The organism is Pseudogracilibacillus sp. SO30301A, assembly GCF_037072025.1.
Lineage (GTDB): Bacteria > Bacillota > Bacilli > Bacillales > Amphibacillaceae > Pseudogracilibacillus.
Genome location: NZ_JAXHDD010000004.1, coordinates 66,035 through 91,533 on the forward strand (window position 1 = coordinate 66,035; position 25,499 = coordinate 91,533).

General features: G+C 36.8%; 29 protein-coding genes and 1 pseudogene. 11 read left to right on the plus strand and 19 right to left on the minus strand.

From position 1 onward, the window contains the following. The first annotated feature begins 29 nt into the window (after positions 1-29). Genes SPD89_RS03825 through SPD89_RS03840 form a run of 4 tightly spaced genes read left to right on the plus strand, consistent with a single transcriptional unit; the run spans position 30 to position 3,451 of the window. Positions 30-1,490: an AMP-binding protein gene (locus tag SPD89_RS03825; RefSeq protein WP_336260633.1), complete on the plus strand. Its 1,461-nt coding sequence runs from the start codon at positions 30-32 to the stop codon at positions 1,488-1,490. Continuing rightward, positions 1,487-2,629, plus strand: a complete 1,143-nt coding sequence (locus SPD89_RS03830) for a thiolase family protein (protein ID WP_336260634.1) — start codon at positions 1,487-1,489, stop codon at positions 2,627-2,629. Before SPD89_RS03825 ends, SPD89_RS03830 begins: the two co-directional genes overlap by 4 nt. Beyond that, positions 2,626-3,048 carry an FAS1-like dehydratase domain-containing protein gene (locus tag SPD89_RS03835; protein WP_336260635.1) on the plus strand — a complete coding sequence of 141 codons (423 nt, stop codon included), beginning with the start codon at positions 2,626-2,628 and terminating at the stop codon, positions 3,046-3,048. Before SPD89_RS03830 ends, SPD89_RS03835 begins: the two co-directional genes overlap by 4 nt. Positions 3,049-3,052: 4 nt before the next feature. Beyond that, a complete protein-coding gene (locus tag SPD89_RS03840; RefSeq protein ID WP_336260636.1) occupies positions 3,053-3,451 on the plus strand; it encodes a MaoC family dehydratase in 399 nt (132 codons plus the stop codon). Here the strand turns inward: SPD89_RS03840 and SPD89_RS03845 are convergent. The 7 genes from SPD89_RS03845 to SPD89_RS03875 form a co-directional block, all read right to left on the minus strand. Further along, positions 3,434-3,739 (minus strand): hypothetical protein, encoded by a 306-nt coding sequence (locus SPD89_RS03845; RefSeq protein WP_336260709.1) that lies wholly within the window; start codon positions 3,737-3,739, stop codon positions 3,434-3,436. The two genes, SPD89_RS03840 and SPD89_RS03845, sit on opposite strands and share 18 nt — an antisense overlap. Positions 3,740-3,889: 150 nt before the next feature. After that, the gene (locus SPD89_RS03850; RefSeq protein ID WP_336260637.1) at positions 3,890-4,429 is read right to left on the minus strand and encodes a shikimate kinase; all 540 of its coding nucleotides are present in this window, start codon (positions 4,427-4,429) and stop codon (positions 3,890-3,892) included. A gap of 238 nt (positions 4,430-4,667) precedes the next feature. Beyond that, entirely contained in the window at positions 4,668-4,823 is a 156-nt protein-coding gene (locus SPD89_RS03855; RefSeq protein ID WP_336260638.1) for a hypothetical protein, read from the minus strand. A 243-nt stretch (positions 4,824-5,066) separates the two neighbouring features. Further along, positions 5,067-5,303, minus strand: coding sequence for a hypothetical protein (locus SPD89_RS03860; RefSeq protein ID WP_336260639.1), 237 nt, complete (start codon positions 5,301-5,303; stop codon positions 5,067-5,069). A 272-nt stretch (positions 5,304-5,575) separates the two neighbouring features. Then, entirely contained in the window at positions 5,576-5,983 is a 408-nt protein-coding gene (locus SPD89_RS03865; protein WP_336260640.1) for a hypothetical protein, read from the minus strand. A gap of 174 nt (positions 5,984-6,157) precedes the next feature. Beyond that, entirely contained in the window at positions 6,158-6,517 is a 360-nt protein-coding gene (gene speD / locus SPD89_RS03870; RefSeq protein WP_336260641.1) for an adenosylmethionine decarboxylase, read from the minus strand. A gap of 14 nt (positions 6,518-6,531) precedes the next feature. Beyond that, on the minus strand, positions 6,532-7,698 hold the full coding sequence (locus tag SPD89_RS03875; RefSeq protein ID WP_336260642.1) for a bis-aminopropyl spermidine synthase family protein: 1,167 nt from the start codon (positions 7,696-7,698) through the stop codon (positions 6,532-6,534). Between the two features lie 736 nt (positions 7,699-8,434). Between SPD89_RS03875 and SPD89_RS03880 the strand changes: the two genes are divergently transcribed. After that, positions 8,435-8,992: a DUF402 domain-containing protein gene (locus SPD89_RS03880; protein WP_336260643.1), complete on the plus strand. Its 558-nt coding sequence runs from the start codon at positions 8,435-8,437 to the stop codon at positions 8,990-8,992. A gap of 636 nt (positions 8,993-9,628) precedes the next feature. On the opposite strand, the gene SPD89_RS03885 is transcribed toward SPD89_RS03880, so the two are convergent. The 4 genes from SPD89_RS03885 to SPD89_RS03900 all read right to left on the minus strand — a co-directional run bounded on the left by SPD89_RS03885 (position 9,629) and on the right by SPD89_RS03900 (position 12,997). Next, positions 9,629-10,144, minus strand: coding sequence for a ClbS/DfsB family four-helix bundle protein (locus tag SPD89_RS03885; RefSeq protein WP_336260644.1), 516 nt, complete (start codon positions 10,142-10,144; stop codon positions 9,629-9,631). 442 nt (positions 10,145-10,586) lie between these two features. After that, positions 10,587-11,042 carry a helix-turn-helix domain-containing protein gene (locus SPD89_RS03890; RefSeq protein WP_336260645.1) on the minus strand — a complete coding sequence of 152 codons (456 nt, stop codon included), beginning with the start codon at positions 11,040-11,042 and terminating at the stop codon, positions 10,587-10,589. Positions 11,043-11,775: 733 nt separating this feature from the next. Further along, on the minus strand, positions 11,776-12,024 hold the full coding sequence (locus SPD89_RS03895) for a hypothetical protein (protein WP_336260646.1): 249 nt from the start codon (positions 12,022-12,024) through the stop codon (positions 11,776-11,778). Between the two features lie 388 nt (positions 12,025-12,412). Continuing rightward, a complete protein-coding gene (locus tag SPD89_RS03900; protein WP_336260647.1) occupies positions 12,413-12,997 on the minus strand; it encodes a TetR/AcrR family transcriptional regulator in 585 nt (194 codons plus the stop codon). A 248-nt stretch (positions 12,998-13,245) separates the two neighbouring features. On the opposite strand from SPD89_RS03900, the gene SPD89_RS03905 reads away from it, so the two are divergent. Then, the gene (locus SPD89_RS03905) at positions 13,246-14,124 is read left to right on the plus strand and encodes an NmrA family NAD(P)-binding protein (protein WP_336260648.1); all 879 of its coding nucleotides are present in this window, start codon (positions 13,246-13,248) and stop codon (positions 14,122-14,124) included. A gap of 653 nt (positions 14,125-14,777) precedes the next feature. Here SPD89_RS03905 and SPD89_RS03910 read toward each other — a convergent pair. Both SPD89_RS03910 and SPD89_RS03915 read right to left on the minus strand, forming a co-directional pair. Next, positions 14,778-16,856, minus strand: coding sequence for a serine hydrolase domain-containing protein (locus SPD89_RS03910; RefSeq protein WP_336260649.1), 2,079 nt, complete (start codon positions 16,854-16,856; stop codon positions 14,778-14,780). Positions 16,857-16,939: 83 nt separating this feature from the next. Beyond that, complete coding sequence (locus SPD89_RS03915; RefSeq protein WP_336260650.1) at positions 16,940-17,098, minus strand: hypothetical protein; 159 nt, start codon at positions 17,096-17,098, stop codon at positions 16,940-16,942. 186 nt (positions 17,099-17,284) lie between these two features. Here SPD89_RS03915 and SPD89_RS22860 point away from each other — a divergent pair. From SPD89_RS22860 to SPD89_RS03930, 4 genes and pseudogenes are all read left to right on the plus strand, one after another. Further along, positions 17,285-17,362: pseudogene (locus SPD89_RS22860) on the plus strand (GntR family transcriptional regulator); the annotation flags it as partial. A gap of 9 nt (positions 17,363-17,371) precedes the next feature. After that, entirely contained in the window at positions 17,372-17,542 is a 171-nt protein-coding gene (locus SPD89_RS22865; RefSeq protein ID WP_442961037.1) for a hypothetical protein, read from the plus strand. Between the two features lie 272 nt (positions 17,543-17,814). Beyond that, entirely contained in the window at positions 17,815-18,255 is a 441-nt protein-coding gene (locus SPD89_RS03925) for a helix-turn-helix transcriptional regulator (protein WP_336260651.1), read from the plus strand. After that, positions 18,252-19,433, plus strand: a complete 1,182-nt coding sequence (locus SPD89_RS03930) for a macrolide family glycosyltransferase (protein ID WP_336260652.1) — start codon at positions 18,252-18,254, stop codon at positions 19,431-19,433. Before SPD89_RS03925 ends, SPD89_RS03930 begins: the two co-directional genes overlap by 4 nt. Before the next feature lie 1,305 nt (positions 19,434-20,738). Here the strand turns inward: SPD89_RS03930 and SPD89_RS03935 are convergent. Then, complete coding sequence (locus SPD89_RS03935) at positions 20,739-21,068, minus strand: hypothetical protein (protein ID WP_336260653.1); 330 nt, start codon at positions 21,066-21,068, stop codon at positions 20,739-20,741. 60 nt (positions 21,069-21,128) lie between these two features. Here SPD89_RS03935 and SPD89_RS03940 point away from each other — a divergent pair, with 60 nt between their 5' ends. Continuing rightward, positions 21,129-21,299 (plus strand): hypothetical protein, encoded by a 171-nt coding sequence (locus SPD89_RS03940; RefSeq protein ID WP_336260654.1) that lies wholly within the window; start codon positions 21,129-21,131, stop codon positions 21,297-21,299. 321 nt (positions 21,300-21,620) lie between these two features. Here SPD89_RS03940 and SPD89_RS22870 read toward each other — a convergent pair whose 3' ends face one another. From SPD89_RS22870 to SPD89_RS03960, 5 genes are all read right to left on the minus strand, one after another. Next, on the minus strand, positions 21,621-21,785 hold the full coding sequence (locus tag SPD89_RS22870; protein ID WP_442961044.1) for an Lrp/AsnC ligand binding domain-containing protein: 165 nt from the start codon (positions 21,783-21,785) through the stop codon (positions 21,621-21,623). Next, positions 21,786-21,959 (minus strand): hypothetical protein, encoded by a 174-nt coding sequence (locus tag SPD89_RS03945; RefSeq protein WP_336260655.1) that lies wholly within the window; start codon positions 21,957-21,959, stop codon positions 21,786-21,788. A 469-nt stretch (positions 21,960-22,428) separates the two neighbouring features. Next, positions 22,429-23,244, minus strand: a complete 816-nt coding sequence (locus SPD89_RS03950) for an ABC transporter ATP-binding protein (RefSeq protein ID WP_336260711.1) — start codon at positions 23,242-23,244, stop codon at positions 22,429-22,431. Between the two features lie 108 nt (positions 23,245-23,352). Further along, complete coding sequence (locus tag SPD89_RS03955; protein ID WP_336260656.1) at positions 23,353-24,399, minus strand: FecCD family ABC transporter permease; 1,047 nt, start codon at positions 24,397-24,399, stop codon at positions 23,353-23,355. Between the two features lie 33 nt (positions 24,400-24,432). Then, complete coding sequence (locus SPD89_RS03960; protein ID WP_336260712.1) at positions 24,433-25,488, minus strand: FecCD family ABC transporter permease; 1,056 nt, start codon at positions 25,486-25,488, stop codon at positions 24,433-24,435. Positions 25,489-25,499: the final 11 nt, after the last annotated feature.

Genomic DNA, 25,499 nt, shown 5'->3' on the forward strand with positions numbered 1-25,499 from the left:
CTGTATTATGAAAAAGGTAGGTGAACTAGATGAGCATCGGACAATATTTAGAAAAATACGCTCAAGAGCAGCCTGAAAAAATTGCTATTTATTTTGCTGAAAGATCAATTACCTATCGTGAATTTTATTACAATATAACAATGTATCAGCATAAATTACGACAATATAGTAACAATAATCAACCTCAAAAAGTAGCACTTCTTATCGGCAATGAACCAGCATTTTTAGAGATGTTTTTTGCAACAATAACATTAGGCTGGATTGCCATTCCATTTAACCCAAAATGGAGCAAACGAGAAAGTATGAAAGTAGTAGAAATGGCAAATCCAGACATCGTTGTCACGAGCGAACAATTTAAAAAAGAAGCAAGCTATACATTTAAAGCAACATTTAGTGTAGAAAATATTGCAGTGCCTAAACTTTCAAATATAAATGTTCATGTTCAAGCAGATACACCTTTCTATCTCGGTTTTACCTCTGGTTCGACCGGAGATCCGAAAGGGTTTATCCGTAATCACCGTTCATGGTTAGCAAGTTTTACCGCTGGAGAAGAAGTATTTCATTACGGGAAAGATGATATAATCATGGCACCAGGTCCATTATGCCATTCGTTATCATTGTTTGGTGCAGTTCACGCACTTCATATCGGCGCAACTTTTTATTTAACGTCATCCTTTTCAGCAAAGATGATTTTTAACACCATTAAAGCGCAGCAAGCGACTGTCGTCTTTGCTGTACCGACAATGTTACATAACTTAGCAAAATTACCTGAGTCCATTCAGACAAATGTTACATTTTTATCATCCGGTGCAAAATTACAGCCACAAATAAAACAGGACTTAAAACAAGTTTTTCCAAATAACAATATATATGAATACTACGGAGCCTCTGAATTGAGTTATGTAACCTATATAGATGAAACAATGTCAACACATTATCCAAACAGTGTCGGCACACCTTTTCCAGCTGTTGATATTTCAATCCGAAATAACGCCGGAAATGTCCTGACACAAGGTGAGATTGGACATATTTATATTAAAAGCAACTTTTTATTTACCGGATATGTCAATGAGGAAGCTGCTACAAAAAGCGTATTAACAAAGCATGGAGCAACAATAGGTGATATCGGATTTATCAATGAAGCTGGACTGCTCACAATCGTTGGACGTAAAAATAATATGATCATTAGTGGTGCACATAATATTTATCCCGAAGAAATTGAAAAAATAATGAAAGATGTTCCTTTTGTAAAAGAAGCAGTAGTTATTGGCGTTTCAGATGCACGTTGGGGACAAAAAGTAATTGCTTTAATTCAATGGAAAGAAAACGGACAACATAATTTATCATTATTAAAAGCACATTGTCGTAAAAATCTCGCCATCTATAAACGTCCACGAAAATATTATATTGCCGAAACATTTCCGTACACGACAACAGGAAAAATAGCTCGTAATGAAATCGAAGCAAATATATCGAGGTGGATGATATGAATAAAGCCGTCATTGTGCTAGCAAAAAGAACTGCCATTGGAAAAGTAGGTGGAATATTTAAAAGTACTCCTCCAGAAAAACTGGCCGCACACGTCATTCAAACTCTTGTACACGAAACCAAAATCAACCCGAAGCAAATCGATGAAGTCATTTTAGGAAACGCAATTGGACCAGGTGGAAATATCGCACGGCTCTCTGCCTTAACAGTGGGATTACCTATGGAAGTTCCCGCTGTTACTGTTGACCGTCAATGTGGCTCAGGTCTTGAAGCGATTAATATCGCCTGTCGCAATATTCAAGCTGGAGCAGGTGATATTTATATTGCTGGTGGCGTCGAAAGCAGTAGTCTTGCACCTTGGAAATTAGAAAAACCAACGACCCTTTACGGAACACCGACACTTTTTACACGTGCCCGTTTTTCACCAGAAAAAATTGGTGATCCAGATATGGGAGTTGCTGCCGATAATGTCGCAAAAGCATTTGGTATTTCACGTGAGCAACAAGATGAATTTGCTTACGAAAGTCATCAAAAAGCAGTCCATGCGCAACGAGAAGGAAGATTTTCCGACGAAATTGCTGTTTTTCAAAATCAAGGAATGGATGAAGAACCACGCAATACTTTATCCATGCGAACATTAAAACGATTACAACCTGCATTTACAGAAAAAGGTACTGTGACAGCTGGAAATGCATGTACTATTAATGATGGTGCGGCAGCAGTACTCATTATGTCGGAAGCAAAATGTCATCAATTAGGACTTACACCTATCATGACATTTACAGATGCAACAAGTGCTGGAGTCAATCCCAATCTCCTCGGTATCGGGCCAATTCCAGCAGTAAAAAAACTGTTGCATCGAACGAAGATAACGATTGATGAAATTGATATTTTTGAATTTAATGAAGCTTTTGCCTCACAAGTATTAGCATCTGTAACCGAACTAGGCATCCCACAAGATCGACTTAATCTCGGTGGAGGTGCAATCGCCTTCGGTCATCCTTATGGTGCATCAGGAGCAATTCTTGTCACAAGACTTGTGACGGAAATGCAATGGAGCAAAGCAAAATTCGCAGTTGCTACACTTGGAATTGGTGGCGGGTTAGGGTTAGCGACTTTATTTCAGAGGTATGACAAATGATTGATACAACATTAATTGGTGCAGAGACGGAAATCGTGTCCATTACAATTACACGTGAGGAAGTTCAGAAATATTGTCGTGTCATTTCTGAAGAAAATCCTATTTATCATCAAGTGCAAGCTGCTCGAAAAGCAGGGTATAAAGATATTCCGATTCCACCGACTTTTCCGACATTATTTTGGCAAGCGCTAAAGACTCCGTGGCTTGATAGTGATGCTGTTGTCATCCATAGTGAACAAACTTTTTCATATGAAGTTCCTTTAATTTCGAACATGACATATCAATGTAAAATTATCTTAGGAAATATACGCACCCGGGGAAATAAGCAATTTTTAAAGCATCGTTTACTTATTTTCGATAATAATATAGAAATAGCAACAAGTGAGACAACACTTGTCCTTATTTTTCATCAGGAGTGATTCAATGGAGTCTTTCCCCAAAACAATGGAAATCGTAATAACGAATAAAATGATCCGCCAATATGCAGCCATTTCTGGTGATGTCAATCCGATTCACTTTTCCAAAACAGCGGCAAAGAAAGCTGGTTTCCCCAACCAAGTAGCTCATGGCATGTTAACGATGGCACTTAGTACAATCTTCATTTCACCCTTGTTACAACGTCAATGGCGAGTAGTGTATTTTCGTATAAAGTTCTCCTCTCCCCTTTTCATCGACGATCGTTTAACAATCCAAGCAACTATGATGAATCATTCAGAAGAGGAATTATCGTTTAAGATAAGTGGAAATAACCAACACAATGCCCCTATCATACAGGGACAGATTAAATTGAAAAAATGCACTGAATCAAAACCACCAGTGTGAACTGGTGATTTGCTCTGCGGCTGAAAGCTGATCGCTCATATAGTCATCTTTAAGCTGATTTCGTATATATTCATGAAATTGATTTTTATTTCTTCCTAAAGTATCTACAAAGTAGCCTCGACACCAAAATTTACGATTGCCATATTTATACTTTAAAAATAAATGAATATCTGACTCTGGCTTTGTTATTAATCCTTTCGTTTCCTTTACATTATAATCATATAAATGATTACCTACCGTATCATAGAACGAGCACTCCCTATCCGCCGATTTAGATACGTACACCAAACAGTAGCCATATACAGCATTTATACATTCCTCGGTTCTTTCGCTAATTCTGGCAACGGTGGAACCATGAAATATACAATATGCTTTAGTCATTTCAACTCTCTCATTACCGATTAATCCGTCTTACCAATTCAAAGCACACTTTTTATACTAAAAAAGTAATGCCTCTAAATCATCTACCGCCTCGGAAGCACTTTTTCCAGCGATACGATATTGATAGTTTGACCGATTATATGTTCTTCCGAAGTATTCTATATCAAGAGATATTTCTTTTAAATAATACCTTTCTCTTTCTTTGGATAGTTCCACTTCAATTGGATTTGAATTATCATCATAAAACCTTGTACGCTGCAATATGTTTTTTGCCCTGTCTTTTAAAACGACCGTTAACAAACTGTCATCCTGCTTAATAATCCTCCAATAAAAATCCATCAATCCGCTTGGTGGCATGGCTACAATAAAGTTATCTTCATTCTCTTCAAGAATTTTGGATAGAACAACTCTTACCTCCTTTCTATAGCTATATTCTGTTAAAAATTCTCTTTTTAGAAATGAAATTGAAATCGGTCGGTTAAAATAATTCTCAATTTCATAATCAAAATCAAAAAACGTATAGCCCACTTTGTTGGCAAGCATTTTTCCTATAGTCGATTTTCCTACACAGGATACACCAGTAAGCACAATTTTCATCCACTTTTACCTCCAGACAATTCTTGATACCGTTATTTGCTTAAAGAAGATGTTCAAAGAGTCACCAAATGATAAGCTTCGAATCTCTTCGTTGGCTTGTTTCTGCGATACTCATGTATGTAAAAGCATACATTCCGGCAATTTTTGAACACATACTTAAAGAAGAAAAATATCATAGTACGAGTCCAGTTTACATTTGTTGATTTTTTGAACTCTTTAGTAACAATTTTATTTTTGGTTAATCTGCAAGACTATGAATCTCACTCATTCTGATATCACCGAAATAACGTTTCAAAAGATCACATTGAAAGCCATACATCTTTAAAGTAAGAGGAGAATAACCTTCAATTTTTTTATCGGATTGGTACTTTTCCCACGCTTCCGACAACAACATATTTCCACACTCCCATACTTTGAATCAATTAATTTGATTTCAGCGTGGGCATATTACACAACCTTTATTCAACAATTGAAATGTATAATAAAATACTCTCCTTTTGTAATAGCGAAAATACGGATAAGGCACCTATCCTTATTCGGTATAAGCGCCCGTTTGTTGAAAGTCCTTGTATGCTTTCAACATTTGCTTACGACTAGCGTTTTTTTCAGTTGCTTGTTTTAATTTGATGAGAGGGAACTAATACATTATCAACAAATATTTTACAGTGAATACTAAAATACCGCCAATTGTCACCTTTATGTTTTTAGATTCATTACTGTCATTTCTTAATTTTCCAGCTAAAGTAGCTCTTAAAGCCAGGCCAAGATTTTCATCCTGCAATTCACCATTTACATATAATTTTTCACCAGCAAACCATCTATTCTCCACTAGTATTTGATGACCGTCATAGGTAGCTTCAAATATCTTCTTCATATCACCACTCCCTCCGCAAGTTTAGCCCTGCCGCTTTTATTAATTGAAAGACACAAAAGTATCATAATGTTCCCACTACTAGAGCTACGTTTCAGAGTACAAAAAATTCGAAATACTTATCCAACAATCTAACCCGTTTGTTCAATATTGGTGTAATCATTTATTCCACAATCGCACCTGATTGCTGAAAGCATTTTTAAGCTATAAATCTTATTCCGTTAAATAGCCTTATTGCGGCACATATTAAGCAATCGCGACCTATTGCGATAAAATTATTTATTAGCGATGGCTTCAAATGTGATTGTCTGGGTTGAATTTGTGGGATAGCTTCCGTGTTTGTAATCCGCTGAGATAATTATATCTTCAAAACCAATCTGTTCAAGAATCGTTTTAAATTCTTCAACCCCATACCAACGAAGTGGAAATCGTTCTAACTCTGTCTGTGTTAATTGGCCATTATTCCATTTTTCATATCGATTATAGGTTATTGTATATTGATTAATAAAGTCAACTTCAACTATTTTACTTTCTAAAGTGATAATCCCATCATTCTGAGATTCCCAAGTTCTTGTCAGTGCATTACCAACCGTTAGATCAGTTTGCAAAAAGATATCTAAAATAAGTTTGCCTCCATCGGAAAGATGGTTATAGAATAATCTTCTTGAAGTTGCATCATACAAATAGTTACCCGAATTTTGGTAAAATAGAAATTAGTAATATCCATTTTACTCTTGACGACTGCTTCGGTGTTACACTCTATTTTGTATATCAATGAACGTAAAAAGAGCTGAGAAAATCAACCCTTTTTACGTTTTTATCTTTTGCGGACACTCCTTATAATTTTTTGTATCACTTTATAAGCTTTGAGGTTTTATGCCTCTTATTATTTCTCTACAGTCATTATATTTTGCCTCTAAAGAAGAATACAAGTACTGAATTGCTAACTTTGGTTGGACATGCCTGCCGCATGTGTATATATCAATGCTTGCATATCCCTGTTCTGGAAAGCTGTGTACACTTAAATGAGACTCTGCTAAGATAACAATTCCACTAATCCCTTGTGGTGAGAACTCGTGAAAAAACACTCCGCATATCGTAGCTCCAGATTTTTCTGCTGCAATCATAAGTTCATTTTCCAAGAGCTTTTTATCTGTAAGTTTGTATACGTTACATCCCCATAAGTCAGATATGATATGGCAACCAAATGTATCCATTCTATCCCTCTTTTCTATAACTTCTGTTTTTTGATTAAGCAAAATTTATTTTGATTGCAATCCGGGCACCCTTGATTTTTCAACACTTCGATCGTAGGATAGTCTCCCTGAATGCCAACAAGGATTGATCTATTGCACGATTTACACTGGTAAGTACGAATTGTTTGCTTTACCTCACCTGTATAGAGCACATCTTCGAATCGATCCGTAATATTAGGCTTTGTTAACTCTGTTGTTTGAAGGACGATCATTTGCCCTTTATTTCCAATCATTTGCGCCCCTTCGTATTCATTAAAATGTAAAATAATCTCTTTAAGTGAGAGATTCATTTGTATTAGCTCACGCTGTAATGCCAGCATAAAGTCAGGTGATTTATGGGCAAATGACAAAAAGATTGGCAATCCTTTTTCGTTCTTCATAGCGCTTATTCCGCGAGAAAGGAACAAGGACATTCCTTGCAGTGTATAAGGTGGGTCTGTGAAAAAGCAATCATATTGTCCGAGAAAATACTCTGGTAGTGATTGCCGTAAATCTATATGAAGGTCATATATAAATAGTCCTTCTCGTTCCTTTATTACACGAATATACTGTAAGAATCGGTCATCATTATCTATGACGGTAATCATGGTTTTTTTACTCCTTTTATTCGGAAATAATCGGTTAAGGAGAAGACCGAGTGACACACTGACAAGATCGTCATCACCAACACACAAGATTTTTTTTCCGATTAACGCATGCTCCCTTAGGCAAAGGATTGCCCGATGTAAACTTGTTTCGGGTGTACATTTTGATTGATCAATTTGCACATTAACTTGTGGTCGTAATTGAAACAACCTTGTAAGTAACGATAATATATCTGCAAGTTCTATCTTCCAATCTGTCTCGTTGGTCATAAGTCTTTGGTATAAGGCTTTATCTAATCCACCATATCCTAATTCATTTTCGATATATGAAATTCCTTTACAGGTACAACGCACCCCACGATCCTGCATTAAAGCACCTGCCTTTATAAGTTCTTTCTTTACTGCAGTAGCCACCGGAACAGGCAGTAGGACTTTTCGTGCTAGTTCTTTTGTGGAAATTCCAGGATGTATAAAACATTCAACCAAAAGTTGCTCGATTACCAAAGAACCCTCTTGAATACGTACGTTTGCATTTACTTGTTCAATATAATTTTTCATGGAATCACTCTCTCTTATCAACGATATTTTTAATGTGCTATTTTCTTTATGGAAAAGCACACACGTCATCCAAACAGTTACTTAATCCCAAATAAAAAAGGACAGAAAATGAACATATAGTCCATCATCTGTCCTTATTAGGACATTGACTAACTTATGACTTCTGCCAGAATAATACAGGTCAAAAAAACCTAATTCTAACATGGGCATAAAAAAATAGAACCGTGCATAAGAGCATGGCTGTTTGCAGTCAATTATATACTAAGGATGGCCGTTGTGTTCTTAACCGATATTGATTCATCTATTTTTGTTCACGTCAAACAAACCACTTCAAAAAGTGGATTGTTGCCAATGTAATAGAATGAACCATATAAAATTGATTAATTAGTTAAGAACAAATACCGACATCAAGACAACCCCTATTTTTAAAGATATATTCAATTGTAACTTGGATATATTAAATAAGCAAGAAAATGGTTATTCCTTTTCTCACTGCATAAGTAGCTTTTCTGTTGTAATAAATTTAATTAATCGCTACCGGGAGGCTTTAAGATGCAGATATAATTGAAATTGAAGAAATGGATATGTGGAATCCCTTCCCCCATTATTATAAGTTAATTCAGCTATCAGCTAACCAACATTATGGTATTTAAACAAGATGATTTTACACATGTTACAATAAGTATAGATTTAGATTTTGTTGAGGATCATTGGTTAGAAAGGGGACTATAAAGCTATGACTAATTGGGATACATTTAACATTCAAATACACGATAAAGTAATAGAAAGAAAAATACGTTATAATACGACAATAGTGGAACATAGCTGTATGCTGCTAGAAGCAAAAAATCAGAACATCGTCCTTTTTCATAAAATAGCTACTTCATTTACGATGATAACAGACCAAAATAAACTAACTATTCCTGAAGGGAGTTATACATTGGCGTATTACTGGAAGGATCAACCATTTAATTTATATATTTGGAGAGATAAAAATGGAAATTATTTAGGATCCTATTTTAATATCGTTAAAAATACATGTTTAGCAGATAATTTGCTCTCCTTTGAGGATCTGATTATTGATGTTGTCGTTTTTCCTAATGGGGACTATTTTATATTAGATGAAGATGAATTACCTAAACCATTAGCTCAATTTGAGAACGGCTTTGTCCTACAATCGTTAAACTCATTAATTGATATTATTGATTCTTTTCTTCCTCAAACTATTTCAGAAGCTAGTACGACCTTTAAACATGAGAAAATACTTCCTTGGTTGGAACCATGTAAAGATTAAGAAACGGGGTTAGTATGAGTACAATGTTTGTAAGGGAAAAAATACCGTTCACCGAAAAGAGTTATAGGCTGAAAAACACACTTTTTCCTGTAAAACAGCAACTTTAATAGAAGGTTCATTATTTAGCCACATGCCTTTGTATTTTTCACTACAACCTTCCACGCATTTTCTATTTATATATGCTGACTGATTAGATTATAAACTACATATAGTAAACTGAGGATTGGCTAATATAAATCATATAGTCCCTACTAGCCAATACGAATGGGGATCTGGAAACCTGGTAAGGTTCAAGTATATTATGGAATTATTTTTCGTTAAAAATAACCAATTTATTCTTCAGACTTTCCCATAACTCCTTACTAACCACTCTTGAACCAGTCCAAGAAAGACGCCATCTTATTCAAGATAAGCACCCTTTAACGGAAGCCCCTTTTAGAGGATGTTCAAAAAGTCCGGTAAAAATGACACTGCGAATTTCGCACGAATGCTTGTTTCTCCGCTACTCATGTATCTAAATGCATACATTCCGTTGCTCGAAACTGCGCCGCCTCGAACTTCTTGGTCCTTTTTATCCTCTTTTTTGAACACGCACTTTTAGTTATTTTAATACTGCTGATAAATTAAAAATTATGATTATATTCCTCTAATCTTTTTCCATTTTCTAATTTTAGTTCTAAACGTTTTAAATGGTGCTACTGTATTTATATGAATCCATTTCCAAATTGGCCATTTAGAAGGTGTTGAAGTCGCCCATTGTCTGCCACCTTGTTCAAATATTTCTTTATCATTATAGCTTTCTACTAATTGAATTATTTTATTAACATCATGATTAAACATCTCAATCAATGTGTCAAGCGAATACGCTGCATACTTATTATAAAAACTCTGATAAAGCCCACCAAGATTATTCCATTTATAATCTGGCGTTGGTGTTATTACATTTTTTCCATCTTTATTATCTTGTTCCCATGATAATATTAAATTTAACCACCCTAATTGGTAAGCAATCATCTGGGATGGCGTTCTATCAACTTCATTTACAAAGACATCTTTATCAAGATCATTGACAGATTGGAATTCATCAATAAATAACTTTGCTCTCTTAGTAATTTCATCAATCAAGGCTTGTTTATTAGCATATTCTTGCAATCATAATCATCCTCTCCAAAAAATTTGACTTATATATTCTAATTCATTCTCACCATATCTGTTCAACCCAAGCACCATGATTTACACCTCCCCATCGGGTAGGCTTTCGTCAGCCGGACTGTTATGGTAAATTCTCACGCCTATTAGCCGAGATTATAACACACAATTTCTTACTAAACAGTGAGCTATTCGACGCAGGTAGAGCCTTTCAGAGCGTTACCTCTTCATTCACCCTTCGATATAACCTCTCAGTAAAAATAAATAAAACTGCCTGACCTTTACCGAGATTATGTTACAACATTTCATTTGAGTCAGGAACATTTCGCATTGCAATATGGCCCGCTTGTTTTGTCAAAGTCCAGCAAATCGGTCATAATGGGTTCTACAGTTTTAAAAACAGATGGAATTTTTAAATATTTGATCATTCTAAAGCCTTGATTTATTAATCAATATATTTATCTTTTAACTGATCCGAACCAATACCACCAATTATCATTAAAGCTAACGGTAAAAAATTAGATATGACTTTTGGTACACCTTCTGGAATCATAATACTTGTACTTACAAAATGGTGTAAACCGAAGAGAATTAGTTTAATCACTAATAGAAAAACCCCTAATAAAAACACACTATCAAAAAATGCTTTCCATTTCGGGTGCGCCAGTTGCTTGCTATCTCGAATTACTTTTTCTTTCAATTCTTTGTCACTCCTTAACAATTCATCTACCGTGATACCGAATAGATCACTTAAATCGATAATTACTTCGATACTGGGATAGTTCTTGCCAGTTTCCCATTTTGAAACTGATTGACGGCTAACATGAATTTTTTCAGCGAGATCGGTTTGTGACCAACCTCTTTTTTCTCGTTCCTTTTTTAATCGTTCACTAAAAATCACGTTCGTCATCACCTTTCCTAATTTCCATTATTGTTCGAGTGTATAGATGAAGTAAAGATAGTTGTAGGTGCATCAAGGCGCAACCTATTGTTGCGAGTCAAAAAACCACCATAATAAATCAATCGTTTTTTATCCATACCTTCTTCCAAGTCATCCACTCGTCTCAGATTTTTTTTCATCGTCTGCCATTCTATTCTTATCATTGTAGTTGTTTTACTGGCGTGCGGCACCAAAATAAGATATTTCGGTTAAGCTTTTTTCAAAACATTGCAACTTTATTTTAAATAACAATTACTTAGTCAACCCTTAATATCTTTATTTGTTTACATTATTATTTTCTATATATTAACAAGTAAGGTGATTTTATTAAACGAACCTGCCCGTTAGTTTAAGTACATACTCACAAATTTCGTATATTTTCTTTCAATTATTTCTATAAATTCAGTTTACATTGAACTACATAATTAAGTAAGTCCTTTTACAATAAAACACCCCTTTAGATAAAAATCCAAAGAGGTAAAACAGTGTAACTTTTTTATAAACGGTATAACTTTATTTTAAATGACATCTTTCTTGTGGACGGTACGACTTTAATTGTAATCCACAGCACGTGTTGTTTGATGATCGAAATAGGCCTATAAAGCCTGATTCAATAAGAGAGCCACATTTTAAAAAAATGCGGCTTTATTTCATCCACATTATCCCCTACAGCTCATTTTGCGTATAAGGCTACTTACTTAAAGTATTTCTTCATAGATTTATCCCCTCGTAATCTTTCAATGAAATCATTTAAAGCCTCATTTTCATCCATATATAATTTTTCACCTATTTTTGTCGCTCTTTCATTATTCGTAAACACCTTCCACCCATCACCTTCCTTTGTTATAACTACTTCTTCTTCACTGGAAGTATCGTTACAAAATAAACAATATCCTTCAAGATTTTCTTCCTCAATAATTCGTTTTGCATCCACAAGATTCATTTTTTCTCCTCCGCCCTACAGACCCTTTCCTTTTTAAAGTATAACAGTTTTCATAAGGTGGGTTAGCCTCATGTATGAATGAATTAGGAAATAATGATTCATGCATTTTTCTTAGCTCTTGTTTTTGTTTATCAATAGTTGATTCATCGATAATATTTTCTTCAATTTATATAGTTCCTTTCCATCATGGGAACCTCATTTAAGTAATAAATAATTTTATTTCAAATTGATCCAAATTGATTGGGAGGGTTCCTATAATTTGAATGAATTAAATCTTTTAACTGGATTCTTACGACTATGGAAACTATCAAATCTATGGTAAACACATTGTGACTACGACGTACTACTTTCTCAATATTTTTTCATCATTATACGCGACCAACCCAGTTTATTCCATTACAGGCGCCAAGCCAGCTGTCACAATCACTAAAACATCTTGCACCATCATTTCCGTCGTTCGATTTTGAGGACTCCGACTCCACTGCACCGCTGACCCAAATATACCCCAACTCATGACAAGAGCCGTGGTTTCTACCATTTCCTGTGAGACAGAAGTATTCGATTCCCCACTTAACCATTTGAACAGAAGTTGATAAAGTTCTTTTTGCATTGCAATTTCAAATAGCGGTTCAAACTTACTATTCCCTGGATTAGCCATGTACTGTCGAAAACGAGCAAGAAAATCGAAAACAGCTTGAATGACGGTTCGTAAGTCACTCACATTGGATATTGACGAATCAGGCAATTTATCCTTTAATATCCTCTGAAACTTTTCCCCCATCCAACTTTCGAGAAAAGCAAATTTATCCTCGAAATGCGCATAAAATGTGGAGCGATTGACTGTCGCTCGATCCGTTATTTCTTGTACGGAAATGGAGTAAACATCCTCCCTCTCCTCAACGAGTTCCATAAAAGACTGCATTAACAACTGATGCGTTCGTTTCACTCGGGGATCGTTTGTATTCACGGGCATGTCCACCTCGATTCTTCATTATAGAAATAACTGGGCTCCCACATACTAATGATTCAAAAACAACAAATCTGCTCAAATGTTGTCTATACAACGGTAGAGCCCATTTGCTGGTTGCCTGGATCGATCAAATCACTTATCATTATAAACTGTAGTATACACGAAAATGACGTTTAAACAACACTGTCGCATTTTAGTGCTTTTCAGTTACGTAATTGAATGTCGACAAATATTTCTTGGAGGTGGTCTTCATGATCGTCGTTACTACTCCTACTGGCCAGATCGGCCATCAGGTTCTTAATAATATTCTTGACAGTGGTGAGGAAATCCGCGTGATTGCACGTGATCCTTCCCGTCTGTCCCCTCACGTTCGTGAGCGCGTGGAGGTCGTGCAGGGATCACATGGCGACATCGATGTTGTTACCGAGGCGTTCGCAGGTGCTGACTGCGTATTCTGGCTAGTGCCTCCGAACCCCCACGTCGACAACATTAAGAGCTACTATCTGGACTTAACCCGACCAATGTGCGAGACAATCAAAAGCCAGGGCGTCAAGCGTGTCGTCGATGTCACAACACTGGGTCACGGGTATGTGAAGGAAGCAGGACATTTATCAGCAGGATTCGCCGTGGACGACCTAATCGAGAGCACTGGCGTGAACTACCGTGCGCTACGAATGCCGTTCTTCATGGATAATCTGCTCCAGCAGGTTGAGACGATCAAGAGCCAAGGTATGTTCTTCCTGCCGAACTTTGCTGATCGCACGCTAGCCACCGTCGCCACCTCTGATATTGCCACGGTTGCTGCGAAATTTCTGCTTGATGACTCATGGAGCGGGCAAGAAAGCGTCCCTGTAATTGGCCCCGACAATCTGACCCCAACCGACATGGCGCAGATCATGTCCAAGGTGCTTCAGCGGCCAATTTGCTTCCATCAGGTATCCTACGCAGACTACAAAGCAACGATGCTGCAGTATGGAGTGTCTAATGCCTGGGCTCAGGGTCTGATCGACATGGCAGCTGCCCAGAATGACGGCATCTATGACGCCGAACAGCGCGCCACACAGTCTACCACTCCCACCAGCTTTCGGCAATGGTGTGAGAACGTACTCAGGCCAGCTGTCCTAGCCTGAAAACGATCATTTGGAGAAAGAATGCCGTTTTGATGGAATTTTATATCATGAAATGACACTATAAATACAAACACCCCGGCTTAAAGCTTAAGCCGGGGGTAATTATCATCAATTTTTCTACAAAATAGGGGCAAAATTTTTTTTCGGTTTATTATAGTGATAGGTAAGCATTTAAAGTTATCACCGACTTTTCCCCCACTTCACATCGTACAGGCGTTTCCCCACATACGGCGTTCCAACTAATCCAACTCAATTTAATCATTGGCACTTATGCGCCTCAATTCTTCCGTTTCAATAAGTCGGTGCTCCCATAGGAGGTGGACCTCTTTTAGTCTTACAAGACCCTTATTGCCTGATAAAGACTTGCTTTACTTACATCAATTCTTCATTAGTCTAGTGGCTATCCCTCACGTTCATTACACGTTTTTTCGACGGTACTGTCCCATCACTTTCACTAATATGAAGAAAAATTATACAGCCGCTATTCTCACGACTATTTTCCTTTCCAACGCTTCATCGAGAGTAAGCTCTCCGCATTATCAAGCTTACAACCAAGAGTTATCCACTGCAAAAAAATGGATAACTTTACATTGAATACTGTAAAGTCATCCATTATGATGGTTAAGATACCGCGTTTTGGCGATACCCTAGTCTTACTCATGGCCCAAACTGATTTTAAATACGTCCCCTACATTACCACCAAAAACGATCAACCCATCTTCTGGCAGTACTACTGAATTGTCATCGCTTGCCTTTGAGAAATTTACAATCGTTCCCTCTTTGTCGTAAACAGCAAAGCCTCCACTTGCTGGAACATCGACCGTCATGATCTGATTAGCTGATTTTGCATCAATTTTATACCATCTAGCATGGCCATCAGGTTTTATTGTCGAAGTCGATGTCTTCTCCCCGGAGATTGGTTTTATCGCATCTTCGCTAATGTAGGAAAAGCCATCAATTTCTAAATACTCCTCCCGTTCTAAATTGTAAAAATTCAAATCAAATACATCTCTTCCGGCCATAATTGGAATTTCGACCGCATTTACTGCTTTATTCTCATCCATAATTTTAGTGCCGTTTGCATACCCATGATCAAGATCAACCGAAATATTCTTTATTAAGATCGATGGATCTAGATAGAAAATGGAAGTGATTTTCTCATCCAGAGCATAGTACTTTTTCCCGTTTCTTTTTTTCCATACTTCTTTAGTTGTATCATTTAAAGGATTGGTATCCAGCTTTTGGTATTCGTAGGTTACCATAGCCATCTGGCCTATTCCTGGAAAATCCGTATATGCGTGAAGCTTTAAATAGGTTTTACCATTTGTTTGGTTGTCAAAGCTTACTACCGCACTGCCATCGCTGCTTGTAAATTCTCCATTGCCGGTATACACATATTGCTGCGCTGGTATAAGTCCTCCAAGCTCAGGTAAATTAAGCTCTCCATTATTAATCTCAATATCTATTGTTGAATCCATTGTTCCATATAATCCAGCATAAGACAGCAAATCGGAGGGCATTTCTACCTGTGTAGGAGGCTCAAATGTTTTGTCAGGCAGAATATCTTTAATAATCCCTTTATCCTTTAAGTATTCTAATAACACATTAGAGGCAAATATCGTATTGTAGATCGAGCTACCGCCGGATGAGAGCACTGCTATAGAGATATCATATTCTGGTATGGCAATCAAGTCAGCATGATACAGAATTGTATCTCCACCTTTAGATAATGCAGTGATTCCATATTCATTAAACGGTGCTAAGTTAACGGCGTCCCAACCAAGACCATAATTCGTGCTATTGGTCTCGTCAGAAACCCACACTCCTTTTTTATATTCAGGACTTTGCATGGACTTTGCTGATTTTTCAGATAAAATTTCTGTGTGTTTGCCTGTTAATACTTCTGAAAACTTACTTAATTCTTCTGCAGTCGAATATAACCCTCCTGCCCCAATGACATTGGCATTCTCAACAGGTAAAGCCTTATCTATCGTAGGAAAGTAAGTTTTTGCCAGCCTTTGTCTATCAAAATTGTCGAGTGGTGTTTTGGTAGAGTTTAAATTTAATGGGTTGCGAATATAGGTTTCAAGAAAATCCGTATAACTTAAACCACTCACTCGTTCAACCAATATTTCAAGTAGTTGGAACCCGTCATTACAATACACAGAATACTCACCTGGTTTGGATTTTAAACGACTTGTTTGTAATTTTTCTAATAATTGATCATGATTTTGGGTATCATTGTCATCAAATAACATACTGTTTCCGTAATGAGTACCGTAAAGTCCTGATGAATGATTCATTAGCATGCGTGGTGTAATTTCTTTATATCTTTCATCTGACATTGAAAAGTCTTTGATATATGTTGTAAGTGGTTTATCCAGATCGACTTTATGAGAATCAACCAGCATCATCGTTGCAGCCGTTACATACATCTTGCTTACCGAGCCGATACCAAACATCGTCTCTTTGGTTATTGGAGCCTTAGTCGCTTTATCATAGACCCCAGCACTATCTGATAAGGTAATGGAACCATTATCGTTGATTGCGTACTGTATACCACTTACATCATACTTAGATACGATCTCCGAAGCCATATTATGAGCCGTTTTTTTGATTTGATCCTTATGATCCTTATGATCTTTATTACCTAGAACATGGGTTATCGGTATTACTAAAAGCATAGAAACAATGATCACAGAAGCAATAATTACAGAAACTCTTCTCTTCATTATTAAATCCCCCCGTATATTATGATTACTAAATGAACTCATACAATCGAGTTCATTCAGTCAGCATTGTTAAAAAACACTGGCTAAATTAACCTTTTTATCATTAATGTCGACTTTCCTGCGCCGTCCGGTTCGAGAAATCCGTATATTTCACCACGTTGAACATTCATATTGACGCTAGACACAACCTCCTCTGTCCCGTAATTTTTACTAAGTAATCGTGTTCGGATCACATTTGTCATTTTCTTCACTCACGACATGTTTTTGATGCTCTTTTAGAATATCGAAGGATTCTTTCTTTTAAATGACGAAAATCTTACTTATTTCTTAAGTTGTCAGTTTCATCTTTTTGATAGAACCCAGATTCGCTGCCCATCTTTCAGCAAATTGCACAAATTATAAGAAATGACATTGTTGAAGGACAATTAATAGAAGGGAAAAGGGTTCCATCTGAAAATGAACTTTCCAACTTTTATAACATCAATAGAGCCATGGTAAGGAAAGGACTGCAAACTTTGGTAGATGAAGAAATCATATACAAAAAGCGTGGAATTGGAATGTTTGTTATCGAAGGAGCCAAAGAAAAATTGTTAAATGAAATATATCTGGCCACTACTAGAAGAAGGAAAGCGGTTGGGATGAGTGTTGATAAAGTAATAGAATTAATAAAAGAGGATAAGAAATGATTCGAGTGGAGAAGATTACCTATGGTTACGGAAACACATCAGTACTTGAGGATATTTTGAAATAAAGTTTTCCTTTTGCAAACGATTCAGTAATAAGGATCAGTGCCTCATTTCATTTTAGGGCAAGAGAGTTGAATAAGAATAAAGTATGGACTAATAGTGCTGTACTTCTTGTGTATGATTGCCACAATCTTTAACAAAAAATGTTAAGAATTGTTGATAGATTTCACCTTAGATCTCCTGTATATTTAAAAATATAAGGAGATGAAAATATGATTCGTATGAACATTCGTCTTTTGCGTAAAAAGAACAAACTTAGTCAGGAACAATTAGCTGAAAAGGTAAACGTATCAAGACAGACCGTAGCAAAGTGGGAAAACGGGGAATCCTTGCCCGATATTTATAAATGCAAGATACTTGCTAATATTTTTCAAATAACGTTGGATCAATTATCCCATAATATGAGTGAAGAAGAGACAAACCAGTTCACTCCTAAGGGAAAGCATTTTTTTGGTGTTTCAAAGGTAGGTGAACGAGGCCAGATTGTGATTCCCAAAAAGGCACGGGAAATGTATCAGATTCATGCTGGTGACAAGCTGGTTATTTTAGGGGAAGATGAGACAAAAGGAATTGCTGTTTTAAAAAGTGAGAGTTTCCTGGAATTAGCAGAGCTAATCAAAAAATCCGATCTAACGGAGGTTGATTCAGAATGAGTAAAATGGTATTTTTTTCGATACCTGCACATGGGCATACCAATCCGACTATTCCGGTGGTAACCGAGTTAATAAACAGAGGTCATCATGTTTGGTATTATTCTTTTCTAGAATTTCAGGAAAAAATAGAAGCCGCTGGTGCCACATTTATTGCTTGTGATGAATTCCTGCCTAAAGTTTCACAAAAAGAATTGGATCGTAAGGTTGGTAAAGATTTTGCAGCATTGATTGAAATGGTTGCCGATACTACCATTGCTTTGGATGAAAAGGTATGTAAGGAATTAAGGCAAATTCAGCCGGATTGCATTGTATCAGACTCTGTATGCTTTTGGGGGGAATTATTTGCCAAGAAACTAGGAATCCCATATATTTGTTCGACTACTACCTTTGCTTTTAATCAGCATACAGCAAAACTGATGAAGCGGAGTATTGTGGAAATATGGAAAATGATTGTGGGCATGCCTCGAATTAACAAAAAAATTCGCTTACTAAGGGGGCATGGCTATGAGGTAGAGAATTTTGTATCAATTGTTCAAAATGATAATGAAACGGACACCATTGTTTACACTTCGAAAGCATTCCAGCCGATGGCGGATACCTTTTCTGAGCGATATGCCTTTGTTGGCCCATCCATCAGACAGTTGCCACCACCACAGAATGACAAAAAGGATAGAAAAGTAGTCTATATTTCCCTTGGAACTGTACTTAATAAAAATCGTGATTTTTACCAAAACTGTATCAAAGCATTTGCACAGAAGGACTATGACGTTGTAATGTCCGTTGGTGAAAAAACTAAGATTTCGTCTCTTGGTAACATACCAGAGGGTTTCACCGTGAAAAACTCTGTAGATCAGATATCGGTATTACAGACAGCAGATGTATTTATTACTCATAGTGGCATGAATAGTGTTAGTGAAAGCCTGTATTTTGGAGTGCCAATGGTTTTATTTCCACAGCATAGTGAACAAAGAATGGTTGCTGATCGGGTTGCTGTATTGGGTGCAGGAGTAAAACTAAAAGGGAATAAGTCACAATATTTAGTAACATCGGTAGCGGAGGTGCTTTCGAATCAGACGTACAAGCAGGGGGCACAGAAGCTGTCAGAAACTCTTAGGAATGCTGGCGGTGGGGTAGAAGCGGCAAATGTGATTCTGACTAAAATTGGAGAGAAATCTTAACGGCTATGCAATTCTGAACCATTTTGGGCTTATCTATAGCAAGAAATAAACATTGTACCCTTGCAGAGAACAGTCAAAATAGGCCAATATTGTGACATTGAGGAACTTTATGGCTTTCTGGTCGGTTAAAAAAGGACAGAATAAAATAGTTGTTTAAAAAGTTTATATACAGATAGGTAAGGGTTTGACGTTATCGCTCGCACTGTACACCATTTGTAACATGAGAATTACGGCCGTCCAGAACCTTAGTGAATAATTCGATCATGATCGTTATTAAATTACAGGAATACCAACTAGTTCTAGTTCAGAGATGAATTGTTCAATTGATATAAACTTATAACGGATATCCCGACCGCATGCTTGGCAAATTTCCTCTGTCACTTCTGTAAAACTAATTGCTCTAGGGCCAGATAGCTTGTAGAGCTGAATGATTTTGGAAAGATGAATAGAATCGTATATTGATAATACCTTGGAAAAACATATCCCCCCCAGCTATTATTAAATGTTATTCTGGGAGCAGTCTTGTTTTTAGCGGGAATAATTTTTTAGTATGGAATGTAAAGAAGAAGAACAGGATATTCAAAATAGTTGGTATCATATGTCTTGGATTGGGCTTCTTTCAATCATCAGTGCATTCCTGCAGCTTCAAAAGGCTCTAGCTGATAATAAATGTTTGGCTTATTATCAGCTTTCGTTTTTCAAGTATACTTCCGTCTCTAGAGCATTCAAGTATCTTTTATCAGGCATTAGAAAATAACGCTTAATATAGCTCCCCTTTTGTCAATATAATTGCTTTCCACCTACTATAACTCTTCGATTATTTTTATTCATTAACTTTATAGTGATGTTAGAAGACCGACCCATACTGTGGTCTTGAACGAACGAGTAACGTTGATTACATTCATTTATTACATGATTATTTAAGAGGTAATATGTTAAAGCGGCTTTCGAGTGGAATAAGGATTACGGAAATGATCAATCTTTTTTCAAAATGGATTCTTTTTGTTAATCACAGAATATGTATTTGTAAGAAGTATTTGATCAAACATTCTTCCAAAGCTACATTTAGGTGTTGTAAAAAGAAAGATATTGGACAAAATGTCCTACCCACTCTAATTAGTGGTTTTGTCCGATATACTAGAAAAACCGAAAGACGATAAAATTTTATTTTTTGCTGAGTACGGCTTTAAAAAGTGACTAATTGTCATAAAAATACAAAATACGACAAAAAAGGACAAATTAATGTTTTAGAATATCTCGTATATCAAAAAATGGTATACGAGATTACATTCAGACGTCTTTTTTTTATTTTTCTTTGTCACAATAGTTTTTATCTATTTCTTGGTAGCTTTCCACAATAATGATAGGAGGGTTGGATTCAAGTATTTGGGTATATCTTAATCTATAACTCTTACCATCAATGAGTTCGTTAATATCGATGGTACTTGAATTCACCAGCATTTCATCATGATTATTAATTAAAAATATAGTTTCTCCACTCTTTTGAATACAACCCTCTTTTGAAGCTGTACCTAGTTTATAATCATTTACGTTATTGTTTATTTCATCATCTATATTTGATTTACAACTAATTAAAGTTAAAAAGGTAATAACTAAGATTAATATTATTCTCATATTAACTCTCCTTTTTTTTTGACAATATAGTAAAAAAAAATGGTTGTCTTATTTTGGGGAATGTCAGGTAATTTACTAGGTCAAAGCGATACTATAGCTTATTATGATATGGATACCTATTATGGACAATCGGGTTCAGCGATTTTGAATAATTCAAATGAGATTGTAGCTGTTCATTCAAGTGGATTTATGTTTGGTGATCATAGTCTTGGAAATGGTTGGACGACCTAAAACGATAAGATCGGTTGTGAATTTCATAAATAATAATGGGAACTAAATGAACATATTTCGTTAAATCTTGCAAGTAGCACTAAAGGTACGAGATTAAATTCTCGTGTCTTTTTTTATTTCAGTGTTTTTGTCCGATACACTAGAAAACCGAAAGACGAAAAGATTTATTTTTTACTGAGTACGGCTTTCGGTGATGAAGCTTAATCGGACAAAATGAAAATTAGCAAGGGTTCAAGGTACCAAAAAGTGGACAAAAGTTACTACTTTTACTTTCTCCATTTCTGTATGTGTTCGTTTAATAAGTTCGGATATTTTTTTGAATTACTGGTTTGGAATAATCGGCCGATGCACTATAGGAGAAGACAGTACAACCAATGTTGTCGATTCACTATATTGACCTAAATCATTAATGGTAATCTCTAAACCCTCAAGTGAGGTGGCAATAATCTTGACTAAAAAATTATATTGCCCACTAATCCGATGAATTTATAATTCTTTTTTTAAAAAAGTTAAGACTGGCCTCCTGTTATTCTCAGCAGTGTCTCTTAATGGAGGAATATCATAAAAGTCGATTATTTTTGCTTCTATCTCAGGAAATTTTTGGATACTATATACCTCATCAACGAGCTTAGGATTTATAATATCAATTTTTCTAATCACAGTTACTCCCCCCTACATTTGTTAAGAGGATTTATTCAATGTATTAATCTTTATATTGCAAATGGGGTTGCTTAAGAATAGCCTCCTTTAATGGAAAAACTGTGATAGAGTCCCAGCAGAAAATCGATCATTGTCCTTCCACTAATGGTGCTTTACCTTAAGTGCAATCTTTCGCAGGATTTGATATATACCATCAGTGTCAATTATTCCACTCCTATTAAAAAAATGGGAGCAGGGCTTATAATAGACGCCTATGTTCAAACAAGTTTAAATTAGCCCAAATCATTAAAATTTTCCAAATTTTCTTGGATCGTCTATATAAAGCGAACTTCACGAACAAAAAAAGCCAACTATTAGAGTCAGCTGTTTTGGAAATTACTTTTAAGCCTAATAGAGGTTGTTCAAAAAGTCCGGTGAAAATGACACATCGAGAGGGGAACTTCGACTAGATACCGACATTCCTTTACCTTTACTTTCCCAGTGGGACAACGAGTGGGGTGTGCGAAATTGGATCATCGATAATGGTGCATTTCATTCCAAAAACCTTTTCCACTAACTGTTCTGTGACAATGTCTGAAGGATTTCCTTGAGCAACGATTTGCCCCTCTTTCATCGCAATCATATGATTGGCATATCTTGCTGCATGATTCAAATCATGCAAAACGGCTACCATAGTATTTCCTTGCGCATTAAGATTTTTAAAAAGCTCCAGTAACTCAATTTGATGTGCAATATCCAAGTATGTCGTCGGTTCATCTAGAAGGAGAATAGGAGTTTGCTGTGCAAGAACCATTGCAATCCAAACTCTTTGTCTTTGTCCGCCTGATAATTCATCTACAAAACGGTCTGAGAGTTCACTCGTATTCGTCACTTCCATTGCAGATAAAACCGCTGCCTCATCTTCACTCGTCCATTGGCTTACAAGGGTTTGATAAGGATATCGGCCATGAGCTATCAAATTTGCAACAGTAATTCCGTTAGGAGCAGTTGATGATTGTGGCAAGAATCCAAGCTTACGTGCCACTTCCTTTGACTTATATTTCATAATATCTTTGCCGTCTAATAATACGTGACCAGCAGATGGGGTAATGAGCTTTGAAAGTGCACGCAATAAGGTAGATTTCCCACATGCATTAGGGCCAACAATTACCGTAAACGATTTATTTGGAATTTTTACAGATAAATTTTGAGAGATGACACGATTATTACCATATTTAATTGTAATATTTTCTGTCCAAAGCTTTGAATCCGGTGAAAAATCCGGTGAAGGCTCTAGTTCATTCATTGGAATGGCAGTTATTTTCGTGTTCATCACATTTTACCTCTTTCAATTGAAATATCGACTAACAGGAGAATGATGGATCCATATAACATAGTTTATTTATTTTTAGCCTTAAAAAGCAGAACGCGCTTGATGGTATAATAACCATACGAGATACAGTCCACCAATAGATAATGTTATGACACCAACCGGCAAAATGATATCTGGAACGATTTGTTGTGCCAAAACATCGGCTGCCAATAATAAAAGAGCACCCATTGCAGCCGATGGAATAAGGCTCTCAGCTGTCTTTGCGAATCTTAGGACGATTTGGGGAGCAGCAAGCGCAACAAAACTAACAGGTCCCATTACCGCTGTTGGAGCAGCAATTAATGCAACAGCAATTAAAATTAAAATGATTTGTGAACGTTCGATTCGTACACCATGGGACTTTGAAACATCATAACCTAGCTCCATTTCACGTAAAGGGCGAGTCATGACCCAAGCACAAAAAAGTAACAAAACAACAAAAATCATAGCAGGAATAATATGTTTCCAACCGATACCATTAAGTGATCCAATCCCCCAAGAGGCTGCGGTTAACGCCACTTCCGCTTCATTCTTAATAAGAAGCATGTTGTTAAAACTTCCCAAAATCGTTGATATGGCAATCCCCACAATAATAAGTCTAAACCCTTGGGTTCCTTGACGAAAGGCAAATAAATAAATGAGGATTGCAGTAATAAATCCTCCCGCCAAAGCACCCGCAGCAACTCCCAAATAAGATACTGGTCCAGTACCAAGCATAACAAGTAATGCCCCTGTATAAGAGCCTGAGCTAAATCCAATAATGTCAGGGGATCCTAATGGATTTCGCGTAATCGATTGGAAGATCGCACCACTTACCGCAAGTCCAGCACCAAAGATGATCGCAGCTACTACTCGGGGTAAACGCCATTCAACTACAATTGTTTTCGTCATCCCTGTAGCCTTCCCGGTTAAAGCACTTAACACATCTTGTCCACTTACATCCAATGATCCCATCATTAATGCCAATGCTCCAATCACCATTGTGATGACAAAAAGAATCGACGTTACAACAAGGCTGCGTATATCAATTCGCCATTTGAATGGTTTCTTTATTCGGATATAGCGCCTTCCAAAATCAATGTGACTCATTCTTTTCACCTCTTTTTCCATTTACAACGATGCTCATAGACCACTTGCCTTTTTTCTCCGAACGAGTATTAATAAAATTGGGGCACCGACAAACCCGGTAATGATACCAACTGGGATTTCAGAAGGAAACATAACAATTCTCCCAATAATATCCGAAAGAATGAGTAATCCAGGGGCTACAGCTAGGGAGTAAAGAAAGATCCAAGGCTGATCTGGACCAACAAACCAACGGACACAATGCGGCACCATTAAGCCGATAAAACCGATTGGGCCAGCTATTGCAGTTGCCCCGCCAGCCAAAAGCGTGATCGCGATTAAACTAATAATGCGGACGATATTAACATTCACGCCTAAAGATAATGCCCGGTCATCCCCAAATGAAATTGCGTTTAGTGGCCGTGCAATAGCTAATGTTAATAAAATACCAACGATGAGAAATGGTAAAATAAGCCACAAATCATCTGTCCCTCTTTTCGCCAAGGAACCAACTGTCCAGTTCAACATACTTGCAAAAGCTCTGCTGTTCATTAATGTGAGTGCCGTAGTGATTCCACTTAATGCGGCGCCAAGTGCCACACCTGCAAGTGTAATTTGTACAGGGGTAGGAGACGTTTTTCCAGCCCCTCCACTAATAATATAGACACCAATTGTTACGATTAACGCACCTGCAAAAGCAAGCCAAATATATCCAGACATCGACGTAATGGAAAATAGTCCAACACCGATAGCGACAGCAAAAGATGCCCCCGCATTGACACCTAATATTCCAGGATCTGCAAGGGGATTTCTCGTTAAAGCCTGAATGAGCGCCCCCGCAAGCCCAAAGGCAGGCCCAACTGCAAGAGCCAAAAGTGTACGGGGCAATCGGGTCTCTTGAACAATGGTATGATCATAACTGTCAGTTGGGGAAAATAAGGCATCCCAAACAGTGTTCAGTGACAGGGGTTTAGCTCCAATCATTAAACTGAGACAGCATATACAAAGCAAAATAAATATCGCTACAATCAATCCGATTATTCGTTGTTTTCGTGAATGTTTAATGATCTTCTTTTTCCTATCAACTGCTTGATTGATTGGCCGCTTTAGCACTGCCAACGTTT